Origin of the sequence: Streptomyces sp. NPDC056628 (genome assembly GCF_042792555.1) — a bacterium.
Lineage (GTDB): Bacteria > Actinomycetota > Actinomycetes > Streptomycetales > Streptomycetaceae > Streptomyces.
Genome location: NZ_JBHTWG010000030.1, coordinates 77,636 through 96,896 on the forward strand (window position 1 = coordinate 77,636; position 19,261 = coordinate 96,896).

The 19,261-nt window shown below is 68.4% G+C and carries 18 protein-coding genes and 4 pseudogenes; 13 read left to right on the forward strand and 9 right to left on the reverse strand.

Annotated features, from left to right (window positions below):
* The first annotated feature begins 86 nt into the window (after positions 1–86).
* The 4 genes and pseudogenes from ACFRAC_RS28400 to ACFRAC_RS28415 form a co-directional block, all read left to right on the forward strand.
* A complete protein-coding gene (locus ACFRAC_RS28400) occupies positions 87–746 on the forward strand; it encodes a fasciclin domain-containing protein (protein ID WP_382933036.1) in 660 nt (219 codons plus the stop codon).
* Positions 747–992: 246 nt separating this feature from the next.
* Positions 993–2,032 (forward strand): annotated as a pseudogene (locus tag ACFRAC_RS28405) (NAD(P)/FAD-dependent oxidoreductase).
* 233 nt (positions 2,033–2,265) lie between these two features.
* A pseudogene (locus tag ACFRAC_RS28410) lies at positions 2,266–2,451 on the forward strand (class I SAM-dependent methyltransferase); the annotation flags it as partial.
* A 28-nt stretch (positions 2,452–2,479) separates the two neighbouring features.
* A pseudogene (locus tag ACFRAC_RS28415) lies at positions 2,480–2,764 on the forward strand (hypothetical protein); the annotation flags it as partial.
* A 327-nt stretch (positions 2,765–3,091) separates the two neighbouring features.
* Here the strand turns inward: ACFRAC_RS28415 and ACFRAC_RS28420 are convergent.
* Positions 3,092–3,841 (reverse strand): anti-sigma factor domain-containing protein, encoded by a 750-nt coding sequence (locus ACFRAC_RS28420; protein WP_382933043.1) that lies wholly within the window; start codon positions 3,839–3,841, stop codon positions 3,092–3,094.
* Positions 3,838–4,422 (reverse strand): sigma-70 family RNA polymerase sigma factor, encoded by a 585-nt coding sequence (locus ACFRAC_RS28425; RefSeq protein WP_382933138.1) that lies wholly within the window; start codon positions 4,420–4,422, stop codon positions 3,838–3,840. Before ACFRAC_RS28425 ends, ACFRAC_RS28420 begins: the two co-directional genes overlap by 4 nt.
* 314 nt (positions 4,423–4,736) lie before the next feature.
* Between ACFRAC_RS28425 and ACFRAC_RS28430 the strand changes: the two genes are divergently transcribed.
* The 3 genes from ACFRAC_RS28430 to ACFRAC_RS28440 all read left to right on the forward strand — a co-directional run bounded on the left by ACFRAC_RS28430 (position 4,737) and on the right by ACFRAC_RS28440 (position 8,292).
* A complete protein-coding gene (locus ACFRAC_RS28430) occupies positions 4,737–4,991 on the forward strand; it encodes a hypothetical protein (RefSeq protein ID WP_382933046.1) in 255 nt (84 codons plus the stop codon).
* Between the two features lie 1,535 nt (positions 4,992–6,526).
* Positions 6,527–7,720 carry an alcohol dehydrogenase catalytic domain-containing protein gene (locus ACFRAC_RS28435; RefSeq protein ID WP_382933053.1) on the forward strand — a complete coding sequence of 398 codons (1,194 nt, stop codon included), beginning with the start codon at positions 6,527–6,529 and terminating at the stop codon, positions 7,718–7,720.
* A gap of 170 nt (positions 7,721–7,890) precedes the next feature.
* Entirely contained in the window at positions 7,891–8,292 is a 402-nt protein-coding gene (locus ACFRAC_RS28440) for a transposase (RefSeq protein ID WP_382933142.1), read from the forward strand.
* 5 nt (positions 8,293–8,297) lie between these two features.
* Here ACFRAC_RS28440 and ACFRAC_RS28445 read toward each other — a convergent pair whose 3' ends face one another.
* Positions 8,298–8,963, reverse strand: coding sequence for a TetR/AcrR family transcriptional regulator (locus ACFRAC_RS28445; protein WP_382933058.1), 666 nt, complete (start codon positions 8,961–8,963; stop codon positions 8,298–8,300).
* Between the two features lie 121 nt (positions 8,964–9,084).
* Here ACFRAC_RS28445 and ACFRAC_RS28450 point away from each other — a divergent pair, with 121 nt between their 5' ends.
* The 3 genes and pseudogenes from ACFRAC_RS28450 (at position 9,085) to ACFRAC_RS28460 (ending at position 11,194) form a co-directional block, all read left to right on the forward strand.
* Entirely contained in the window at positions 9,085–9,873 is a 789-nt protein-coding gene (locus tag ACFRAC_RS28450) for an SDR family NAD(P)-dependent oxidoreductase (RefSeq protein WP_382933064.1), read from the forward strand.
* An 86-nt stretch (positions 9,874–9,959) separates the two neighbouring features.
* Positions 9,960–10,310, forward strand: a pseudogene (locus ACFRAC_RS28455) (IS5/IS1182 family transposase); the annotation flags it as partial.
* A gap of 365 nt (positions 10,311–10,675) precedes the next feature.
* Positions 10,676–11,194 carry a YceI family protein gene (locus tag ACFRAC_RS28460; protein WP_382933071.1) on the forward strand — a complete coding sequence of 173 codons (519 nt, stop codon included), beginning with the start codon at positions 10,676–10,678 and terminating at the stop codon, positions 11,192–11,194.
* Positions 11,195–11,269: 75 nt separating this feature from the next.
* Here the strand turns inward: ACFRAC_RS28460 and ACFRAC_RS28465 are convergent, their stop codons facing one another.
* A complete protein-coding gene (locus ACFRAC_RS28465) occupies positions 11,270–12,307 on the reverse strand; it encodes a hypothetical protein (protein WP_382933076.1) in 1,038 nt (345 codons plus the stop codon).
* 330 nt (positions 12,308–12,637) lie between these two features.
* Between ACFRAC_RS28465 and ACFRAC_RS28470 the strand changes: the two genes are divergently transcribed.
* Positions 12,638–12,961, forward strand: a complete 324-nt coding sequence (locus ACFRAC_RS28470; RefSeq protein ID WP_382933082.1) for a hypothetical protein — start codon at positions 12,638–12,640, stop codon at positions 12,959–12,961.
* 36 nt (positions 12,962–12,997) lie between these two features.
* Here ACFRAC_RS28470 and ACFRAC_RS28475 read toward each other — a convergent pair whose 3' ends face one another.
* A complete protein-coding gene (locus ACFRAC_RS28475) occupies positions 12,998–13,603 on the reverse strand; it encodes a dihydrofolate reductase family protein (RefSeq protein ID WP_382933088.1) in 606 nt (201 codons plus the stop codon).
* A 243-nt stretch (positions 13,604–13,846) separates the two neighbouring features.
* On the opposite strand from ACFRAC_RS28475, the gene ACFRAC_RS28480 reads away from it, so the two are divergent.
* The gene (locus tag ACFRAC_RS28480) at positions 13,847–14,443 is read left to right on the forward strand and encodes a hypothetical protein (RefSeq protein ID WP_382933145.1); all 597 of its coding nucleotides are present in this window, start codon (positions 13,847–13,849) and stop codon (positions 14,441–14,443) included.
* Positions 14,444–15,066: 623 nt separating this feature from the next.
* Here the strand turns inward: ACFRAC_RS28480 and ACFRAC_RS28485 are convergent.
* The 4 genes from ACFRAC_RS28485 to ACFRAC_RS28500 all read right to left on the reverse strand — a co-directional run bounded on the left by ACFRAC_RS28485 (position 15,067) and on the right by ACFRAC_RS28500 (position 18,659).
* The gene (locus ACFRAC_RS28485; protein ID WP_382933091.1) at positions 15,067–15,411 is read right to left on the reverse strand and encodes an alpha-amylase; all 345 of its coding nucleotides are present in this window, start codon (positions 15,409–15,411) and stop codon (positions 15,067–15,069) included.
* Positions 15,412–15,785: 374 nt separating this feature from the next.
* Positions 15,786–17,012 (reverse strand): cytochrome P450, encoded by a 1,227-nt coding sequence (locus tag ACFRAC_RS28490; RefSeq protein WP_382933096.1) that lies wholly within the window; start codon positions 17,010–17,012, stop codon positions 15,786–15,788.
* Positions 17,013–17,047: 35 nt separating this feature from the next.
* Positions 17,048–18,442 (reverse strand): NAD(P)/FAD-dependent oxidoreductase, encoded by a 1,395-nt coding sequence (locus ACFRAC_RS28495; protein WP_382933101.1) that lies wholly within the window; start codon positions 18,440–18,442, stop codon positions 17,048–17,050.
* The gene (locus tag ACFRAC_RS28500; RefSeq protein WP_382933104.1) at positions 18,432–18,659 is read right to left on the reverse strand and encodes a ferredoxin; all 228 of its coding nucleotides are present in this window, start codon (positions 18,657–18,659) and stop codon (positions 18,432–18,434) included. The genes ACFRAC_RS28495 and ACFRAC_RS28500 overlap by 11 nt, the downstream gene beginning before the upstream one ends.
* A gap of 345 nt (positions 18,660–19,004) precedes the next feature.
* Here ACFRAC_RS28500 and ACFRAC_RS28505 point away from each other — a divergent pair.
* On the forward strand, positions 19,005–19,261 hold a 257-nt coding region (locus tag ACFRAC_RS28505), incomplete at its 3' end, for a transposase (protein WP_382933109.1).

Consider the following 19,261-nt stretch of genomic DNA (forward strand, 5'->3'; position numbering starts at 1 on the left):
GAGCCTGCGCTCTCTTCCGAACCACCTTTCCACGACAACCCCTTACGCGGCCGCATCATGCTGCCCCGTTCACTCAGGAGAACATCATGAACACCCGTATCCGTCGTACCGTCGGCCTGCTCGCCGCTGCCGCCATCCTTCCCCTCGCCCTGACCGCCTGCTCGGACGGCAGCGACTCCGGCAAGTCCGGCTCCTCTACCGAGGCGTCGGCCTCGGACACCAAGGGCAGCGACGACATGGCCGGTTCCGGCAGCACGGCGAGCGGTATGGACCAGCCGTTCGGTGCGGCCTGTGCCGCAGTGCCGAAGGACGGTGCCGGCTCCTTCGACGGCATGGCCCAGGACCCGGTGGCCACCGCCGCCTCCAACAACCCGGCACTGTCCACCCTGGTGGCGGCCGTGAAGAAGGCCGGTCTGGTCGACACCCTCAACAACGCGCAGGACATCACCGTGTTCGCGCCGACCAACGACGCCTTCGCCAAGATCCCGAAGGCGACCCTGGACAAGGTCCTGAACGACAAGGCCCAGCTGACGAAGATCCTCACGTACCACGTGGTGGGCCAGAAGCTGACGCCGAAGGACCTGGAGAACGGCTCCTTCACCACCCTGGAGAAGTCGAAGATCACGACCTCCGGCTCCGGCGAGTCCTACACCGTCAACGACTCGGCAAAGGTCGTCTGCGGCAACGTCAAGACCGCCAACGCCAACGTGTTCATCATCGACACCGTTCTCATGCCCCAGAGCTGACATATGCGGGCCGAGGACGCACCCCCCGCCCGGTCGCCTTGACGGGAGTGATCCGGGGGGTCGTGTTCCTCGTGCCGGGGCATCCGGCCCGCCCGACTGCCGGCAGGGCGGCAGGCGGCAGGCGGCAGGCGGACCGGATGCCCCATCCTCACGGCCGGCCGGGCGGTTCCGGCGCCGCCAGGCCGGCCCTGTGAGGTGGCGTTCACCCGTCCGGGGAGGGAAGGGACGCCATGTACCGACCGTCCGGTGCGACGCCGAGCGGACAAGCGGCGGGCACCACGCGCCCGCCGTACAGCAGTCATCGGCAGCGGAGTGTCAGGACTGACCGCCGCGCACATCCCGGCCCGCGCCCACCACGCTCTACGAGTCCGACGGCCGGCTCGGCGGCCACGCCCACACCCGTGAGCTGGCCGCGTCCGACGGGCGCACGCACCGCGTCGACTCCGGTTTCTATCGTGCACAACCGCCGCACCTACCTGAACGTCGACCATGCGGGCTTCTCGCGGAACTTCCGTGCACTTCATAACGCCGGTGCTGTCCGCCGTGTGGTCCTGTGACCAGCAGGCGGCCCTCAGATACCCGACCACTTCCCTGTTCCGGTTCCTGGCCCATCACGGCTTGCTCTCGGTGAGTGGGTCACCGGTGTGGCGGACCGTGGCAGGTGGCTCGGGAACGTACGTCGACCAGATCGCCGCCGGCCTGCGCGAGGTACGCGCCCGTACCCCCGTGCGGTCCGTGCTGCGGCACGCGGACGGCGTAGAGGTGACCGCCGATAACGGGACCACCCGCGCCTACGACCACGTCGTCGCCGCCGTACACCCCGGTCAGGCACTTCGACTGCTTGGGGACGCGACCACGGACGAGAAAGAAGTGCTCGGCGCTTTCCGCCACACCCGTAACACGACCCCGCTGCCCACCGACACCTCCCTGCTCCCGCACGCGAGCGGAGCCCGTGCCTCGTGGAACTACCTGATGCCCGACTACCGGGCGGGCGTGGACCGGGTGCGGTTGAGCTATGACATGAACCGGCTGCAACGTCTCGACGCCGCCCAGACCTATGTCGTGACCCTGGGCGGGCAGGACCGCTTCGATCCCACCCGGGTGCGGGCCCGCAAGACCTACGAGCATCGGTGGACACACCCGAGTCGGTCACGACCCAGCGCCGCCTGCAGGAACTGAACACACCGGTCACCGCGTTCGCGGCTGCCTACCACGGTTGGGGGTTCAACGAGGACGGCTGCCGCAGTGGGGCGACCGCCGCCTTCGCCCCGGGGGTCAGGTGGTGACCCCTGCGTCCGTCTGCCGGCCGGAGCGGTCGGAGCCTCCGGCCCTGTATCCGTGCACGATCAGTCATCTGCGGCGCTCGCCTTGGCGCTACGCCCTGCGGCACCGCACCTATCTGTGGCTGGCCGACCTGTTCTGGGCTGTGAGGTGTCGGCAGGGACTTCTACGTCTCACCGTTCCACTCCGTCGACGGCCACGACGAGATGCGGCTCCCGCCGCCCAGTGAGCACCTGCGCCGGGCGCGCAGCGCAACACATCGGACGGGACACGCAGCAACATCAGCCGTCACTACGAGCTGTCCGACTACCTGTTCGCGCTGCTCCTGGACGAGACCCTCACCTACTCCGCATGCCTCTTCCGCGGCTTTCCGGTCGACTGGTCGCTGCTGCCAGCCGCCCAGCACCGCAAGATCGACCGGCTGCCTGTGGGGGCTCCGGCTCGCGGTCCACATCGCCCGCCGGTCCGACGGCCACGACGAGGATGCACGCTCCGAGGCGATGCTGGCCCGTGCGCCGGGCAGCCGGAACCCCTGTATGCCCTCCGGATGGTCCACCTGCTGCAGGGAGCCCTGGTGTGGCTGCTGTCCCTGCCCGTGCAGGCGGCGCGGTACACGCCACAGCCGCAGTCCGCCCTGGCCTGGGTCGGCACGGCGCTCCTGGGCTTCCGGACTGTTCTTCGAGACCGTCGGTGACACCCAACTGGCCCGCTTCAAAGCGGACCCGACCAACCGGGGCCGCATCACGGACCGGGGACTGTGGCGGCTGACCCGGCACCCCAACCACTCCGGGGACTTCCGCGTCTGTGGGAGTCTTCCTCGCAGCCTGCGACGGCGGATAGCAGGTCGCAGCCCTGACCGTGATCTCACCGTCGGTGATGAGGGCGCTGCTGATTCACGGAAGCGGGAATCAGCTCCTCGAACGGCACATGGCCGGACTGGGAGCGCTATGCGACACGCACCAGCGGCTTCTTCCCGCGGCCACCGCGCTCGCACCGGTCAACCAAGTGGTGACGGGTGGGGGAAGCCCGCCTGGAGGCCTCCCCCACCCGTCACCGGCTCCTGTCTACGCCGGAACGCCGAGCAGGGCGATCGGTGCCGAGGTGGGCCGATCCGATCCGCCGGCCGGCTCCACCGTGATGCCGATGCCCGAGGCGCCGTCGACGGCCCCCTGCATCAGCACGGCCTGACTCCCCCGGCCTGGGTCCATCAGCCCGGCGGAACGCATCTTCCCGCCGTCGGCGAACCACAGCTGGTACACCTTGCCCCGCGGCGGCGTAGCCATCCCGGTGGCCGCGAAGACGGCCCGGTCGCGGCTGGCGGAAACGACCAGCGTGCCCGCGCCGCCCGCCACCTTCACCGAGCGGGACCTGGCGTCGGGCGCGGCCAGCACTCCCGCGACGTCCGCCGCGTGCCGCTCCGCCTGTGCCGCCCGGTCCACAGCATTCTGCGCGCGTTCGTACTGCCACACGGCCGTGCCGCCGAAAGCGGCCGCGGCGGCCACGCAGGCGGCCAGCGCCCACCGTCCCAGAGCCCGCCCGCGTCGACCACCCCGGCGTACCCGCTCCAGTGCCGCGGCACCGGGGGGCACCTGCCGCACCGTGGTGATGCGCTCAAGGACCTGCTCGCGCATGACGGGGCGGGTGCGCACCGTGGTGGCCCGGGCCAGCCAGGCGGCAGTGGCCGTGAACTCCGCGACCTCCTGTCCGCAGGAATCACATGAGGCCAGATGTCGCTCGAAGGCGGTATGTTCCTCGCCGTCCAGCGCGTGCAGGGTGTAGGCGCCTGTCAGCGTGTGCAGATCAGTTGTGGTCACGCGGTCACCCCCAGGCAGTCACGGAGCCGGATGAGCCCATCGCGCAAACGCGTCTTGACGGTGCCGACTGGCAGCACCAGCGCCTCGGCGACCTCCCGGTAGGTCAACCCGCGGTAGTACGCAAGAGTGACCGATTGCCGCTGCAGTTCGGTCAGGGTGCGCAGACAGCGCCGTACCTGCTCCTGCTCCAGCCGGGTCTCGACCTCCTCGGTCACCTGGTCGTACGCAGGCTGATGATCGAGCAGCGCGGCCTTGGTATCACGGGCCGCCGCCGCCTCCACCGACCGCACCCGGTCCACGGCCCGCCGGTGAGCGAGCGTGAGAATCCAGTTGATCGCCGTACCCCGCTCGGGCCGGTAACGCGGAGCCGTGCGCCACACCTCCACCAGCACGTCCTGCGCCACCTCCTCCGACTGTGCCTGGTCACGCAGAACAGCCCGGGCCACACCGAGAACGGAACCGGCCACGGCGTCGTAGACTGCGGCGAAGGCCTCCTGATCACCCAGCGCCACCTCGTGCAGCAGACGCTGCAGGTCAGGTTTCACCGGCTGCCGCGTGCCGATGTGTACTGGTTCCTTCACCATGCTTCTCCCGTGTACGTGACGGGACGGAACGTCCCTGTGTAATCCGGGGCCACACGGGCTGCGGATTGGTCACACGCCAAAAGGTGGGCAGCATACGACATTTCCCCAGGCCCGCAAGATGTCACGGCCGGTACCAGGGTCTCCGTCGGCCGCGCACGGGCCAGTCGTTGAACGCTCCGCACTCGCTTCCAACGGAACCGGTCACGTCGGCAGGGCGGTCGACCAGACGCCCCACTTGGAGTACGGGTGCCGGGCGATCAGAGTCATCCAGTTCACCAATGTCCTCGCCGGGCACATGACCGGGCGCCAGCATGGCGCGCAGAAGCCTCGCGCTGCTCGTGGGGGCGGGCGGCAGGAACCGGGTGGCCAAGGCGGCCGGCACCGTGGGGGCCGGCTTCGGCCCTGGCAGCCCACCAGGGGAAACCAGGACCAGCCGGTCGATGAGGGGGCTGCTGGACAGGGCGAAGATCGCACCGAAGGTGTGGCCCGTCAGCGCGACCGGATCGTACGAGGAACCGGTGCCCGGGACGAAGACGACCCTCGTCGCGACGGAACCGCCAGGTTGACCCATGGACTTCCACCTCGACCGGTACCACCGCCGCCCGGACAGATGGAACGGCCGAACAACAGACGGGTTCGTGCGCAGGGTGGTCCGAGAATCTACGAACCTCCGCGCTTCCAAGTGCGAAGCGCTGAACCAGCCCGGCGTATTCGGTATCCGCGGTGGCGGCGATCCGCTGGGCGAGCCACCGCTCGAACAACAGGAGGAGCCAGCCGAGGTGCGGCAGGGCACCGCTGTCCCTGAGGAGATCGCGCTGGTACGCGGCGGTCCGCCAGTCCGGCAGGGCCTGAGTCGCGTCGTGGGTGAGCGGCACGGTACTGCTGGCGAGGTCACGCAGAAGAGCCGGAACCTGTGGGTCGCGGAGCCAGATCAGTCGGCTCTTCGGCCGGTCCAGGCTCACCAGAAGCTAGTGCAGCGCGATCGATCGCGAGGGGGGGAGGGGGGAGGCGGCCGTTGCCGTCGTCCAAGAGGTCGGTGAGCAGGGCGGAGAATCAGCGGTAGCGGAGATCTTGCCTCAGGATCGGTGATGGACCCGTTTTGACTGGTCAGCGGGCTCTGCGGTCCTCGACATGCCTGCCAAGCGCCGTCGAGCCACGAGGCCGGGGTGGGCTGTGTGGTGGGGCACGGTGCGGATGCTCGGCACGTTCCTGACCCAGGACCCTGCGGCGGCTCCGGCCCGTGATGCGGTTCGTCGCGGAGCGGGATAGGCGACGAGCACGACGAGCACGTTGCAGAGTACGGGGCACGGTCTCGGGAACTCTGCAGCCAGCTGTGGGCAAGCCTTCGCATTCCACGCCGACGGCCTCGATGCACACGCCCGGGCCGCGGCCGCCGCTCTCCTCGCGCGGCTCGGCGCCTATGTCGGTCTGCTCGTAGCTCAGAGTCTCTGCGCGGACGTGCCGTCGGGCCAAGGCCACGTCCGGACGGTACTCGAAGCCGTCGACAGCAATGACCCGGTCGGCGCCCGGCAGCGTGGCCCGCGTGGCCATCTGGCCGACCGCTCCACACCCCCACACGGCGACCACGTCGCCCGGCTTCATTCCGCCCGGGTCGGCACCCCTTCACCCGGTGGGCGCCGAGTCGGACGCCCACAGCGCCGTGGTGCCGTCCAGGACGTACGGCACCGGGAAGACCCCTTGGGCCGCGAACGGGACGAGCATGTACTCGGCATGGTTGCCGGCGAAGCCAACGGCCCCGAGACGCCCATGAAGACCACGGTTGCGGCGCGCGGGACTATGAGGTCTTCTTGAGATTGTGCTCGCGAGCGCCCGTCACCCCGGACGTAGGCCCGGACGGGCAAGGACTTCTGGGGAGCAGGCGCTGCTGCGTCGGTCATGCCCCAAATCCAACGACGCGCTGATGCCCAATGCAGATGACGTGCTCAACCGAGAGCGTGGCACGCAGGGCATAGAGGGTCCGGCTCCGGCACGCAGACGATGAGTGGCAGCCCTACGTAGGGAAAGCCGAGTCGCAAAGCCACCCAGATGACCGTCGGCACTCCCACCGCCGAGTCCCCGTGGATCAGCAAAGGAGATCGTCATGCCAAGCAGCAACCGCGCCGTCACCTTCCACGCCCCGAAAGACATGCGCGTCGAGACCCTGGACTTCCCGAAGCTCCAGATGCCGAACGGGAAGAAGGCCCCGCACGGAGCCATCCTGAGGCTCGTCGCCACCAACATCTGCGGCAGCGACCTGCACATCTACCGCGGGGCCTTCCCCGTGCCCCAGGGCATGGTCATGGGGCACGAGATGACCGGGGAGGTCATCGAGATCGGCCCCGACGTCGAGTTCCTCAGCGAGGGCGACCTCGTCTCCGTCCCGTTCAACGTCGCCTGCGGCAGATGCCGCAACTGTAGGGCCCGCCGGACCGACGTCTGCGAGACCACGAACCCCAAGGTGTCCTGCGGGGCGTACGGCTTCAACCTGGGCGACTGGGCCGGCGGCCAAGCCGAATACCTGTTCGTCCCGTACGCCGACTTCCAGCTCCTGCGCTTCCCCGACAAGGACCAGGCCATGGCGAAGATCCGTGACCTGGCGCTGCTCTCGGACATCCTGCCCACCGCGTTCCACGGCCTCATGGAGGGCGGTGCCCAGCCGGGCTCCACCGTGTACATCGCCGGCGCCGGCCCGGTCGGCCGCTGCGCCGCAGCATCGGCGCGCCTCCTAGGGGCGTCCTGCATCATCGTCGGCGACCACAACAAGGACCGCCTGGAGCTGGTGAAGCAGAACGGCTGCGAGACGATCGACCTGAACCAGGACGCAGCGCTCACCGACCAGATCGAGGCCATCCTGGGCGAACCCAGGGTCGACTGCGCAGTCGACTACGTCGGCACCGAGGCACACGGCATCGGCCGCCAGGCCGAGGACATGGACCCGGCCTACGCCATCAACCAGGTGATCGACGCCACCCGCGCGGGCGGAGCCACCGGAGTCGTCGGCGTCTACGGCCCCGACCCGCTCGCGAAGTCGAAGGCCGAGCAAGAGGGAACGTACCCGATCGACTTCGGCAAGGCCTGGATCAAGTCGCCGCGGATCACCGCCGGGCAGGCACCGATCATGCACTACAACCGCGAGCTGATGATGGCGATCCTGTGGGACCGCATGCCCTACTTGAGCCCGATGCTCAACACAAGGGTGATCAGCCTCGACGACGCCCCCGAAGCCTACGCGACCTTCGACACGGGAGTGGCCGAAAAGTTCATCATCGACCCCCACGGCCTCATTCCCGCCTGACGCCCGCCTTCATCCGCCCCCGCGAACTCACGGGCAACAGCGTCGTGGGCAGTCCGCCGCTCGAAACGAAGCGGCGGACTGCCCATTCTCACGCCTGCTCGGTGAGGCAACGTGAGGGGTGGCGAGTGTTATTGCACAGTGCAGGCCACACCTGACCGGGGCTGCTGGCCCTGCGGGAGCGAAACAAGACGCTGACCTGCCTGGCCGAGGCGGAACCGGCGGCCAAGGCCCCGCACCCGGCGGTGCAGCGGCCGCAATTCTTCCTCTCCGAGTCACTGGGGGAGCATGAGCGGGTCAATGCCCGCCGTCTTGAGCGGCTGACAGGCAATCCGCCCAATCCGCCCACGGCCCCGCATGCGGGCGGGGTGCTGGTCGTCGACGACTCCGGGGATCCAAAGGAGGGGACGGCGACCGCGCACGTGGGCCGGCAGTGGCTGGGTCGCTACGACAAGAGCGACAACGCGGTGGTCACGGTGACGACGCTGCGGGCGGACGAGCGTCTGTCCTACCCGCTGCACGCGGTGGTGCCCCCTACTCGACAGGTGAGGCCTGCCTGTGCCCGGGAGGTATGAGGTAGTTACGCAGAGCGGTGGGGCTTTGTGTCCGAGGCGCCGCGGGTGCCTGGGGCGCCGTATCGGGCGAGCATGGTCAGCACCGCTTGGTCGACCGCGTTGCCGATAGCGGTGTCGTCGGGCTCCCAGCGTGCGAGCAGCATCCGCGGCCAGAACACGTAGTTGGAGATCATCCCGAGGAATTGGGTCGCCGCCATCTCCGCGTCGTCGAGCCGGGCTGTACCAGCGGCATTCTCTGCTGCCAGGTAGCGGCGGACCGATTCGAAGTAGGGCATCTTGCCAAGTTTGAACTGGGTCTCGCCGAGCTCGGGGAAGCGCGGCACCTCGGCGATGACGATACGGAAGAGGGCGGCCATGCCGGGCTGGTTGAGAAGAGCCACGTATCGGCGCCCGATGGTCTCCAGCCCTGCGCGCAGGTTCCCGGGCTCCGGGAGGGGCGCCTCCCCGTCGTCGACTTTCCAGTATTCGGTGACGATCGCCTCGAACAGGGCGGCCTTGGTGGAGAACTGCTTGAACAGAGTCGCCCTCGACACTCCGGCCGCCTCCGCGATGCGGGCCAGCGAGGTGCCGTCGTAGCCGGAGCCGAGGAACAGCTTCGTCGCTGCCTCGATGATGGACGTCCGTTTCTGCGCTGCCACGCGCCGGTGGTATTCCGAAGGCTGTGCCGTCATGCCTTCCAGTATGCCCCTCACTGCGAGGTGAGTCACTTGACTCACCTCTGGTCCTGCTCCTACCTTGAGAAGAGAGGTGAGTCACTCGGCTCACCACTAGGTAAGCCGGGAAGGAAGCACCATGGAACGCTTTGAGGGCCAGACCGTCATCGTCACCGGCGGCAGCGGAGGTATGGGCAGCAGTCACGTGCGGGGGTACCACGCCGAGGGGGCGAACGTCGTCATCGCCGGCCGCGACGACGACGCCTGCCGCGATCTCGCCGCTCAGCTCGGCCATCGGGCTCTGTCCGTTCACCTGGATGTCACCAGCGAGGACGACTGGGCGGCACTGGTGCGAGAAGTCGAAGGCCACTTCGGGCCGATCACCATCCTGGTGAACAACGCGGGCATCCAGAACCCGGCGACCCCTATCGAGCACACCGAACTCCGCGCCTGGGAGCGCACCTTCAGCGTCAACGTCACCGGGCAGTTCCTCGGCATCAGGGCCGTAGCTCCGTCCATGCGCAGGGGCGGTGGCGGAACCATCGTCAACATCGCCTCGACCATGGCCCACGTCGGCACGGCCTTCTACGCCCCCTACACCGCCAGCAAGTGGGCCGTGCGCGGGCTGACCAAGACGGCCGCACTGGAGCTGGGGCGGGACAACATCCGGGTCAACTCCATCCACCCCGGCGTCGTCTCCACACCGCTGATCAACGAACCCACCGTCGCAGGCCAGCCGGCCATCGCCGACCTCTACTCGCCCGATCCCTTCGCCATCCCCCGGCTCGCCGAACCCTCCGACATCACCCGCCTGTTGCTCTTCCTCACCTCCCCGGACGCGTCCTTCGCCACGGGCTCGGAATTCGTTCTGGACGGGGGCCTGCTGCTCGGCCCCGCACTCCAATCCGAATCCGACATCGCAGCTTGAGCCGGCATTGCAGTACCGAGCGTGCAGTCGCGGACGCCCATCTTGCTCAAGGCGAAGCGATCTTCCCTTGCGATGATGACGGGCCTGTGGCAGTTGTGACCACGGCGTCCGAGCCGTCCTGGACAGCTCCATTCACTGGGCTGAGCCCGCGCTGTTCGGGCAGGTTGGCGGCCGAGTTGCGCGGGGAGGGCGCGGATGCGGTGCGGCGGGGCCGTCCGTAGAGTCTGGCGCTGGAAGACCGCGTGCTGCTCACGACAGCGCACGGACGCACGAACTTGACGATGGGCCAGCTTGCCCGCTGATCGGCATCTCGAAGTCCGCGGCCGACCGCGTCATTGACCACCTCGGCCCCCGGCCGGCGCTCCAGCCTCGTCGGCGGTTCCGCAAGGACACCGTGCTCACCGTGGACGACACCATGGTGCCCACTCGCGACATCCGCCTGATCTTCTTCGACGAGGATTTCCGCAACCTCTTCGTCGACGGGCTGGCGGTGCGCCAGCGAATGCGTCGCCGTCCTACGCGGGGCAGCGGGGCAGCAGGACGGCATCGCGATGACCGCGACCTCGACGACCTGGTGACTGGTTTCGCAAGCGAGAGCGGACAACATGTGTGGACGGTTTCGGACAGCACTTTGGCGATCAACGCCGCAGAAATGTTGACGAGAACCGACATTGCTATGGCCGCATGCCAGGAAGGACGTCCTTGTCAGTCACGTCGGCACGTGAGGGCTGGCATACCCGCTGCCGCTGCGAGAGGCTGACCCATCACGGGTTGATCTTCAGCACACGGAGGCTACGAGCTCATGGCAGCATCAGGGAACCAGCTCTTACCAGCAGCAGGTGCATACGAGATCGATCAGGCGGCCTCAACGGTCCGCTTCGACACACGCGCCGTGTTCGGGCTGCTCCCCGTCCGAGGGACCTTTGCCATCAGGCATGGCCGCATCACTGTGGCGGACCCGGCAGACGAGTCGCTGGTCCACGTCGTCATAGCGGCAGGAAGCTTCGAGTCGGGCAATCAGCAGCGTGACGACCACGTCAGGTCCTCCGACTACCTGGACGTGGCTCGGCATCCCGAGATCGGCTTCCGGAGCCAGCGTGTGGAACGATCCGGCGCTGATGCCAGTTTGTACGGCGAGTTGACGGTATGCGGGGTGACTCGACCGATCGCCGTCACACTCGGCACGGTTGCCCAGGAGGGCAAGCGGATGACGGCGAGCGGCACTGCCACGATCGACCGGTACGCCTTCGGCATCACCAAGGCCAAGGGTATGACGGGTCGGCATCTCAAGATCACTCTGGAAGTCGTCGCGCACGGCTGAACCGATCGTGGTGCATGAAAGTGCTCACCGCGGCACGGCGCTACGTACCCGCCCCGCGCACTCCGGGCCGGCTGTTCAGGAAGCGGAGGAGAAGCACACTCGCACTGCGAGGAGGTCACCCGCCGCATCCAGATCGGCGATCACCGGGAACAAGCCGTCGCCCCAGCTGGTCATTGCGCACAGCACCCGGGCATCATCGAGTTCCACGGATCCGGCCTCGACCGGCGAAGCACGTACGTCGCGCATGATCTGCCAGTGATGGGAGTGCGGTCGGAAGTCCACCGCCATTCGCTGTCCGGTCTCGTCCTTCCATCTCAACAGAGCGCGTGCTCTGTCGATTGCCTCCGAGACGGGCAGGCCGGTCCACCCGCGAACGCCGTCCTCACCGGGCTCGCCCAGTTCGGGTGCTGCGAACGTCGAGGCCGCTGCGTCTGCCGCAGCGCCCCAGAACGCCACGTCGGCCAAGCCGTCCACCGGCTCGTCGTGCTGCCAGATGTTCAGGGCGTCGACATCGCCGAAAAGCACACGCGCCCAGTCCACGCCTACGTCACCCAAGGAAACCGATGACGTCACCCGGCCCTCACCCGCCCGGATCGAGATCTCGGACCAGCGTTCCCCGACGCCGTCGCCCTGGTCGACCCGTGTAGCCAGTACGGGCAGGTGTCGGCTTCGGGGTACGCCACCTACTGCGACGACGGGCACCCCGAACATCCCGAAGCTGCCACCACCCTCTTCGCCTGTCCGACGGGCCCGGTGGGCATGCGCCTCCCGAACCGGCAGGGCCTCCAGCCGGGCGTCGAGACCGGCAGACCGGCAGTGTCCGTCGAAAGTCGCCTCGAATTCAGCGGCTTTCGAGGCAGGGATGCCATGGATCCTGCAGCCTGGCTGCCGACCGAAGGTCCGAACAGCTTCGGCAGCATCCGGCCCGGTGGCCAGGAAGTCGACGGCGCCCGTGACGTCGGCGGCCATGACGGCGTCTTCGATACCCAAGGAAGCCGGATCGATTTCCGCCGGCGACCGGTCCCCGCTCCACAGTCCCAGGTGACCGCCGTCAATGATCACCAGGGTGCCGGACGGGCAACTGATAGTCCCCAGCTCGAACGTCTCTTCCATGGCGCGCGAGTCTACGGTCACCCGGCAAGTCGTCGGCAGGCGGATGGACCAGCCGTCAGACGGCCACCGTGCCCCGTCGTCGCCCAGCAGGGCTGTGCACGTGTCCGCGTACCGGCCTGTGCACTTTCACGCGAACACCGACAGCGAGGGTGTAGCGGACCCGGAAGCCGGCCATGGCGGCCTCGGCAGCATCGACGCGGAGGTGCACCGGAACGCGGTCCACCTCTCGCTCTCCACGCGGGAGCGCGAACTCAGCACCCGGGAGACAGCGGAGCGAAGGTTGTCGTAACGGACCCTGCCCGTCGGCACTCCGCCCAGCACACTGCGAGCTTGGACGTGGCCCTCGAGAAGCGCCTCCTGGTCGCGGGAGGCGAAGACGCGGTGCACGGCCTGCCCGCAATACGACAGGCGCATCACGAACACCAAGCAGGTGCCCTGCTCACCAGCCAGGCGTACCTTCACGTCGCCGAAGTCCACCTCTGCCTCGGCCCCCGGCCGGTGAGTCTGCGGAGTGAACGCGTGCACCGCCCCGCGACCGGCCTCAACGGCGATCTGCGGCCGTCGGTCGGCGACTTGAACCTACTCCTGCAATGGTCCTCCCCGACCGACCGCACCGGGCCCTCCCAAGTGGCTCCGACCAGCCGAAGCGACTGACAGCCCTGCGCCGGGGACGGAGTCGACGGCGCGACGTCACCCAGGCACACCGAGCGGCGGGTGCTCGAGCACCCGCGGCTTGTACTCGACCAGCTGAGTCCGGCCGTCGAAGGTGCGGTGGTCGATCATCTCGAGGGCAACATCCGGATAGCCGTCGTAGATGCGTTCCTCGCCCGTTGCCCCGGTGATCACCGGGAACATCACCACCCGGAAACGGTCGACGAGTCCGGCCCGCAGCAGGGATCGGGACAGGCTCAGGCTGCCGATCGTGCTGAGCAGCCCCGAGCCCTCCGCCTTCATGTCACGGACCGCCTCGACCGCGTCCTCACGGACCAGCGCGCAATTCGCCCACGCCAGAGGCTCTTTCAGGGAGGAGGAGAACACCACCTTCGACGCCTGCGTCAGCTCGTCGACGGACGCTTCCTCCTCGGGCCTGAACTCGTCCTGGCCGGCCGGGACCTCCCCTGCCGCGAACCCCGACATCAGACGGTAGGTATTCGCCCCCATCAAGTAGGTGGCCTTCGGCTGCTCCCCGAGCCATCCGAGGTACTCCGGGCCCTCCAGCCCCCAGAACCCTGGCCACCCCTCCCCCGACGCGTACCCGTCGAGAGAAGTGATGAAGTCGACCAACAGCTCCGACATGACAGTGTCCTTTCCCAAGTGGTCACCAGCTTGGACCGGCCCCCAGCCGCAAACTCATCGCCCACGCTGTGAAGAACGCAAAAACCCGCGAACCTGCCAGCTGGTCATGTCTGTGCAAATGGACAGACCTCGATGACCACGACCGCCCTGCCGCTGACCGACCGTGCCGCCCGCGTCAACGCCGTGCCACGGGAAGTCGGCCTTGCGCCGAGACAGCCCGACAACGTCGTCGACAATGACCGCATGAATGTCACTGAGCTGCTCGAATCGGCTTCCCTCCTCGTTCCGCAAGAGGTCGCGACCGAGAACGACATCTCGGTGCGGGACGTCTGGGACTATCTCGTCCACGACGAATGGGAGACCGCACTGCACCTGCTGGAGGAGCTCGGAGACACGCCTCCGCTTCCGTTGGCTTTCTGGGAGCAGCTTGCCCAAGCGGCTGCGCAACTCGGACTCCAGCGCAGCACGGCCTGGTGCCACTGGCGGTGTTCCGAGATCAGAAACGGATTGATCCGGGCAGACCTGACGCTCCGTCCCACCACCGAGGCCCGACGCACGACGCCGATCCCGGGTCACGGTGTTCTGCGACCCATGTGGGACATCGGCAATCTCTCCCCCACGGGCGGCGCTTCCGTCAGCATTGCCGGGCTCTGGGTCGAAGACATGCCCCTTCTGCAGCCCGGTGGCCGAGCCACGGTGCGCCTCATCCCCCTCACCCCCGCGCACTGGGCGCACGTCCGGACCGGCCGGCAAATCACCATGCATGAGGACCGGACCGTGGCCGGCACGGCAGTCGTGCTGGAGGTTCGCCTCCCCACCCCTTCCGTGTCCACGACGTAGGGGCCACCTCACCTGCCTTGGAGCAGGTGCAGACACCTCCCTCATTGATGCCGCCCTGTCTGGTCTGTCGGTCGGCAGGAGGCAGCCCGTAGGCCGGGGCGGCACTGGGCAGCCACTGGTCAGACCGAGAACCGATAGATCGGCGCACCCGCCACGGCCGGACTGGGACTCGGAGGGCAGGCGGCACGCCTCCGGCTGTGGCGCGGGGCCGCAGTACTCTGATCCGCTCCGTTGTAGTGCGATAACGCGCCGCCGTGGACCACGGATCGCAGACCTTCCCCCGTCGGAGCGGCCCACGTCGAGTCGAGCGTTGTCCTACGGGGGGAAGGCAGGGGCCGCTTCGACCTCCCCAGGCTTGACGGCCCCAGCCCTCCCCACCGGACAGCTGGCGACTACCCCGATGATCCACGCCTATGCCAGTCTCTTTCCCGGTCTGCCAGCGGCAGCTCCCCGAGTGTTGCTTCAGGCTTCGTGGTGGGTGACTGCTGTGCCCCGGCAGGCGCGAAAGCGGCAGCGTCAGGCCGGCACAGGTTCGACGGGTATGTGCCGGTCCTGACAGGGGCGAGGCGAGGCATGTGGGTCGACAGGGCATCGCGAAGATCATCGGCCTTGTGGCGCTCGGTTCAGGCGCCGGCGGTGGTGACGGGGACGGGATCACATGTCCGCAGCCCCGTGACGTAGTTGCCACTCGTCCCGTATCCGGCGAAGGTGACCCGCTCGCCGGGTTCGATGACGCGGCATGGGGCCCACTGATTGTTCGTGTACTCGACCGTGACGGATACGGCGTCGACGCAGCCGTTGTGGACATCGGTGTAGCGCCAGCTCTGGAAGTACTCGACGCACTGCGGAGCCGGCGCTCCGACGGTCGCGGCGGCGGACGGTGCGGCTGTCAAAGGCGTCAACAGACCCGCCGCGACGATGGCGGGGAGGGCGATGAAGGCAGGTGTGTGTCGCATGTGGTTGGTCATGCGGCCCATCCTCGAGCCGCCACAGACACTCATGCAATTTTCAGCAAGGATTTTCAGACACTATTCGGCGCTGCCTACAAAAGAGCAGGCCATGAGGTACAGCAGGGTCTGAAATCGTTGCACGGCAGCCGCAGGTGGCGCCCTGTGGGCGGTCAGGACGCCTCACGGCACGTCACCCTGTGACGAACGCTGACGCTGGTACCGATCACATGTCAGTGGCTGGTCCTAGGGGCGCTTCCTCACGATCCCTGACGAGTGGACGGAGAAACTGACGACGTAGTCGATCGCGGCACAGCGCCTCCATAGTGCCGAGTTCCACTTGCAAGGCTCGCCGTTGCAGTAGACCGCGACGGTCCCGCTGGACGGCTCCTGCGTCAGGGTGCGGTGAGGCCGTCGATCGCCACGGGAAGGTGGCGGGGCCCGCGCAGGACGGGGTTGGCGCGGTACGGCGGTGGGTCCGCCAGCAGCCGTGGGTTCTTGATCCGCCGGAAGAGCTCCGGCAGGGCGAGCTGCGCCTCCATCCGGGCCAGCGGGGCGCCGAAGCAGTAGTGGATGCCAGTGTAGAACCCCAAGTGCTGGTTGTCGGCGCGGTCGGGATCGAATCGGTCGGGATCCTCGAAGCGTTTGGGGTCGCGGTTGGCCGCGGCCAGCATCAGCCGGACAGGCGCGCCCTTGCGGACGGTGGTCCCGGCGATGTCGATGTCGGCCAGGGCGGTGGTGAACGGTATGAACTGGACCGGCGGCTCGTACCGCAGCACTTCCTCGACGAGTGGGACGACCAGCTCCGGTTCCTTCCGGAACCGCTCGAGCACCTCGGGATGGCGCAGCAGTGTGAGTGTCGCGTTGCTGATCAGGTTGACGGTGGTCTCGTGGCCCGCGATCAGGAGCAGTATCGCGGTGGACACCAGCTCCGCGGTCGACATGCTGCCGCCGGGACCTGTTTCGCGAGCGAGGGGACCGAGGATCCCGCTGCCGTTGCGGCGGCGCTTGGTGTCGATCAGGCCGGAGAGGTAGACGCCCAGCTCGCGGCGTGCCTCTTGTGCCTTTTCCATGCCACTTGGCCCGCCACTGGGATCGAGCCCCGACGCGACGGTGTCGGCCCAGCCGTGGAAGCGCTGTTCGTCCTCGCGCGGCACGCCCAGGACCTTGCAGATGGCCGTCACGGGCAGGGGGTAGGCGAAGTCGTCGACCACATCGATCTCGTCCTTGCCTTCGAGCCCGTCGAACAGGTCGGCCACGACCCTGGCCAGCTCTCCGCGCAGGTCGTGGAGGAACCTGGGGCTGTGCGGCGGCCCGAACGGCCGCATCGCCGCGTTGCGCAGCCGGTCGTGTCCGGGCGGGTCCTGAAACAGGAAGCTCGGCGGCAGGTTCGTGTCCTCCTCGGGCATGGCGGGGCCGTCGGCGCCGGGAGTGCGGTTGCGCGCGTCGTTGCTCAGCCGCGGGTCGTTGGCCAGACTCCGCACCTCGTAATACGTGCTGACCAGATACGATCCATCGTCCTGACGGCTGACCGGCGAGGCGCGCAGTGCGGCGTAGAGCGGGTACGGATCGGCGCGATTCGCATAGTCGGTGATCTGCGCGAACAGGGTGCCGAGAGTCATGGTGTCTCCTGAGGACCGGCGGTCCGCAAAGATGCTCAGGCGCGTGCCGGGACGAAATGGACACGCCGCTCGGTCGGTGAGTGGCCGGTCAGGGTGACGGTCGGTCCGTGGGTGGGCAGGTGGGGGTCGGGGAACGCCGGATCGATCGGCTGCACAGCGTCGGCACGGCCGTCCACCACCGGGTAGGCCGGCGGGAACGGCGCTCCGGTCTCGATCTGCTGCTGGTAGTGCCCCAGCCACTTGCCCGCGTCGAAGGATGCCGCGGCGATGACCCGGCCGCCATGCCCGTACACCGCGACGAACCGCCCCTCGGCGAGTGCCCCCTGCGCTACGACCAGTTGATCGCCCATGGTCGGCACACCCACCGACTTGATGTTGACGCCGAACTGGACCGACCAGAACATCGGCACCCACAGGTGCGGGCGGCGATCGGGACCCGCGCTGATCATGTTGTGGGCGGCGATCCGAGCCTGTTCGACCGCGTTGCCCCAGTGCTCCAGCGACAGGAACTGGTACCCGAACAGCGGGTGCGGGCTCCGGGCGACGTCGCCGGCGGCATAGATGTCGTCGGTGACGATGCCGTTGACGTCGAACACCCGGCATCCCGCGTCGCAGGCGATCCCCCTGGGGCCGGCGGCCACTCCGGAGCCGGCGAGCCATTCGGTGTTCCGGATGGCACCGAGGCAGACCACCGCCACGTCCACGTCGATCGCCGATCCGTCGGACAGGTGGGCGCGCCGGAGCCGTCCGGCCTGGTCGCCCTCCAGCGCGGTGATACTGACTCCGCAGCGAAGGTCCACACCATGATCATGCTGTAGCCGGGCCGCCACCCCAGCGAGCACCCCTCCGAGGGCGCCGACCAGGGGTGCCGGGCCGCGTTCGACGACCGTCACCTCCAGGCCGCGCTCCCGGCAGACGGAGGCGATCTCGGAGCCCGTGAAACCGGCGCCGATCACCAGCGTCCGACGGGGGCCGGTGGCGAGTTTCCAGCACAGCTGTGCGGAGTCGTCACGGGTACGCAGCACGAAAACCCCGTCCAGAGCCGCCTGTTCCGGATGGAACCAGGGCCGGGCCTTGGTACCGGTGGTGATCAGCAGGCGGTCGTAGGGCACGGTGTCGCCGTCCGCCAGGATCACCTGCCTGGCCGTTCGGTCCAGGCCCGCGGCGGCCACGCCCAGACGCCATTCGGCGTCGATGTCCCGCCTGCGCGGCAGCGCGGTCGCCTCGGCGCTCTCCAGCCCCAGCAGCACCTGCTTGGACAGCGGGGGCCGGTCGTACGGCTCGTACGGCTCGTCGCCGATCAAGGTGAGCGACCCGGTGAAGCCCCGGTCGCGCAGCACCTCCGCCGCGCGCAGTCCGGCCAGCGAGGCACCTACGACGACGATGCGGCCCTCCCGCCGGAGGGCCGCGGCACCGGTGTCAGCCGCCACGGCCCTCCACCCCCTTCGTCGGTTCACTGGAGAAGTCGGCGAGAATGGCCTGGACCGGGCAGGCGGCCACGGCTTGTTCCACCTGGTCACGTAGGGCCTCGTCGAAGCGGGAGGTGTAGAGCAGCGCCTCCTCGCCGTGCAGAGTGAAGACGTCCGGGGCCAGGAAGGCGCACTGGGCGAATCCCTGGCACCGGTTGAGATCGACGACAAGCCTCATCTGGAACCCCGCTCCCTCACTCGGACCGCGAAGTCCGCAGGTCACGCAGCCCTGTGCGCTCGACTCACTCGAATGGTCGGCATGCCTCCTCTACAGGATCAACTCGGCGGGAGGGCCACGCAACGCGGGAGCAGCGCGGCATCCCTTGTCCGGCCCCGCCGAGCACGCCGTCCCCGCACGAGATCGTCACCGTGGGTACTGGGCGCGCCATTGCTCCGCTACCAGGAGTGAGGCGAAGCCTGCGCACGCCGGGCAGTCTGGAGGTGGCGCACGCGGCGTGTCCCCCAGGGGCCATGGCCGGGAGCGGCGACGTCCCGCTAACGCCAGGCAGGCCGGGAAGAGGCCATGACCACGACCGGCGCCTTCAACTGCCAGGTGGCGGGTGTGTCCAGCAGGCCGAGCGCGAGACGCCACTTCCCGGAAGCACTGATCGTCGACGACACGGGTTTCCTGAAGGACGGGGACGCTTCGGCGTGTGTGTCGCGGCAGTACACCGGCACCGCGGGGAAGGTCACCAACTGCCAGGTCGGGGTGTCGCTGCACCTGGCCACCGATCATGCCTCGGCCGCGGTGAACTGGCGGCTGTTCCTGCCGGCTTCGTG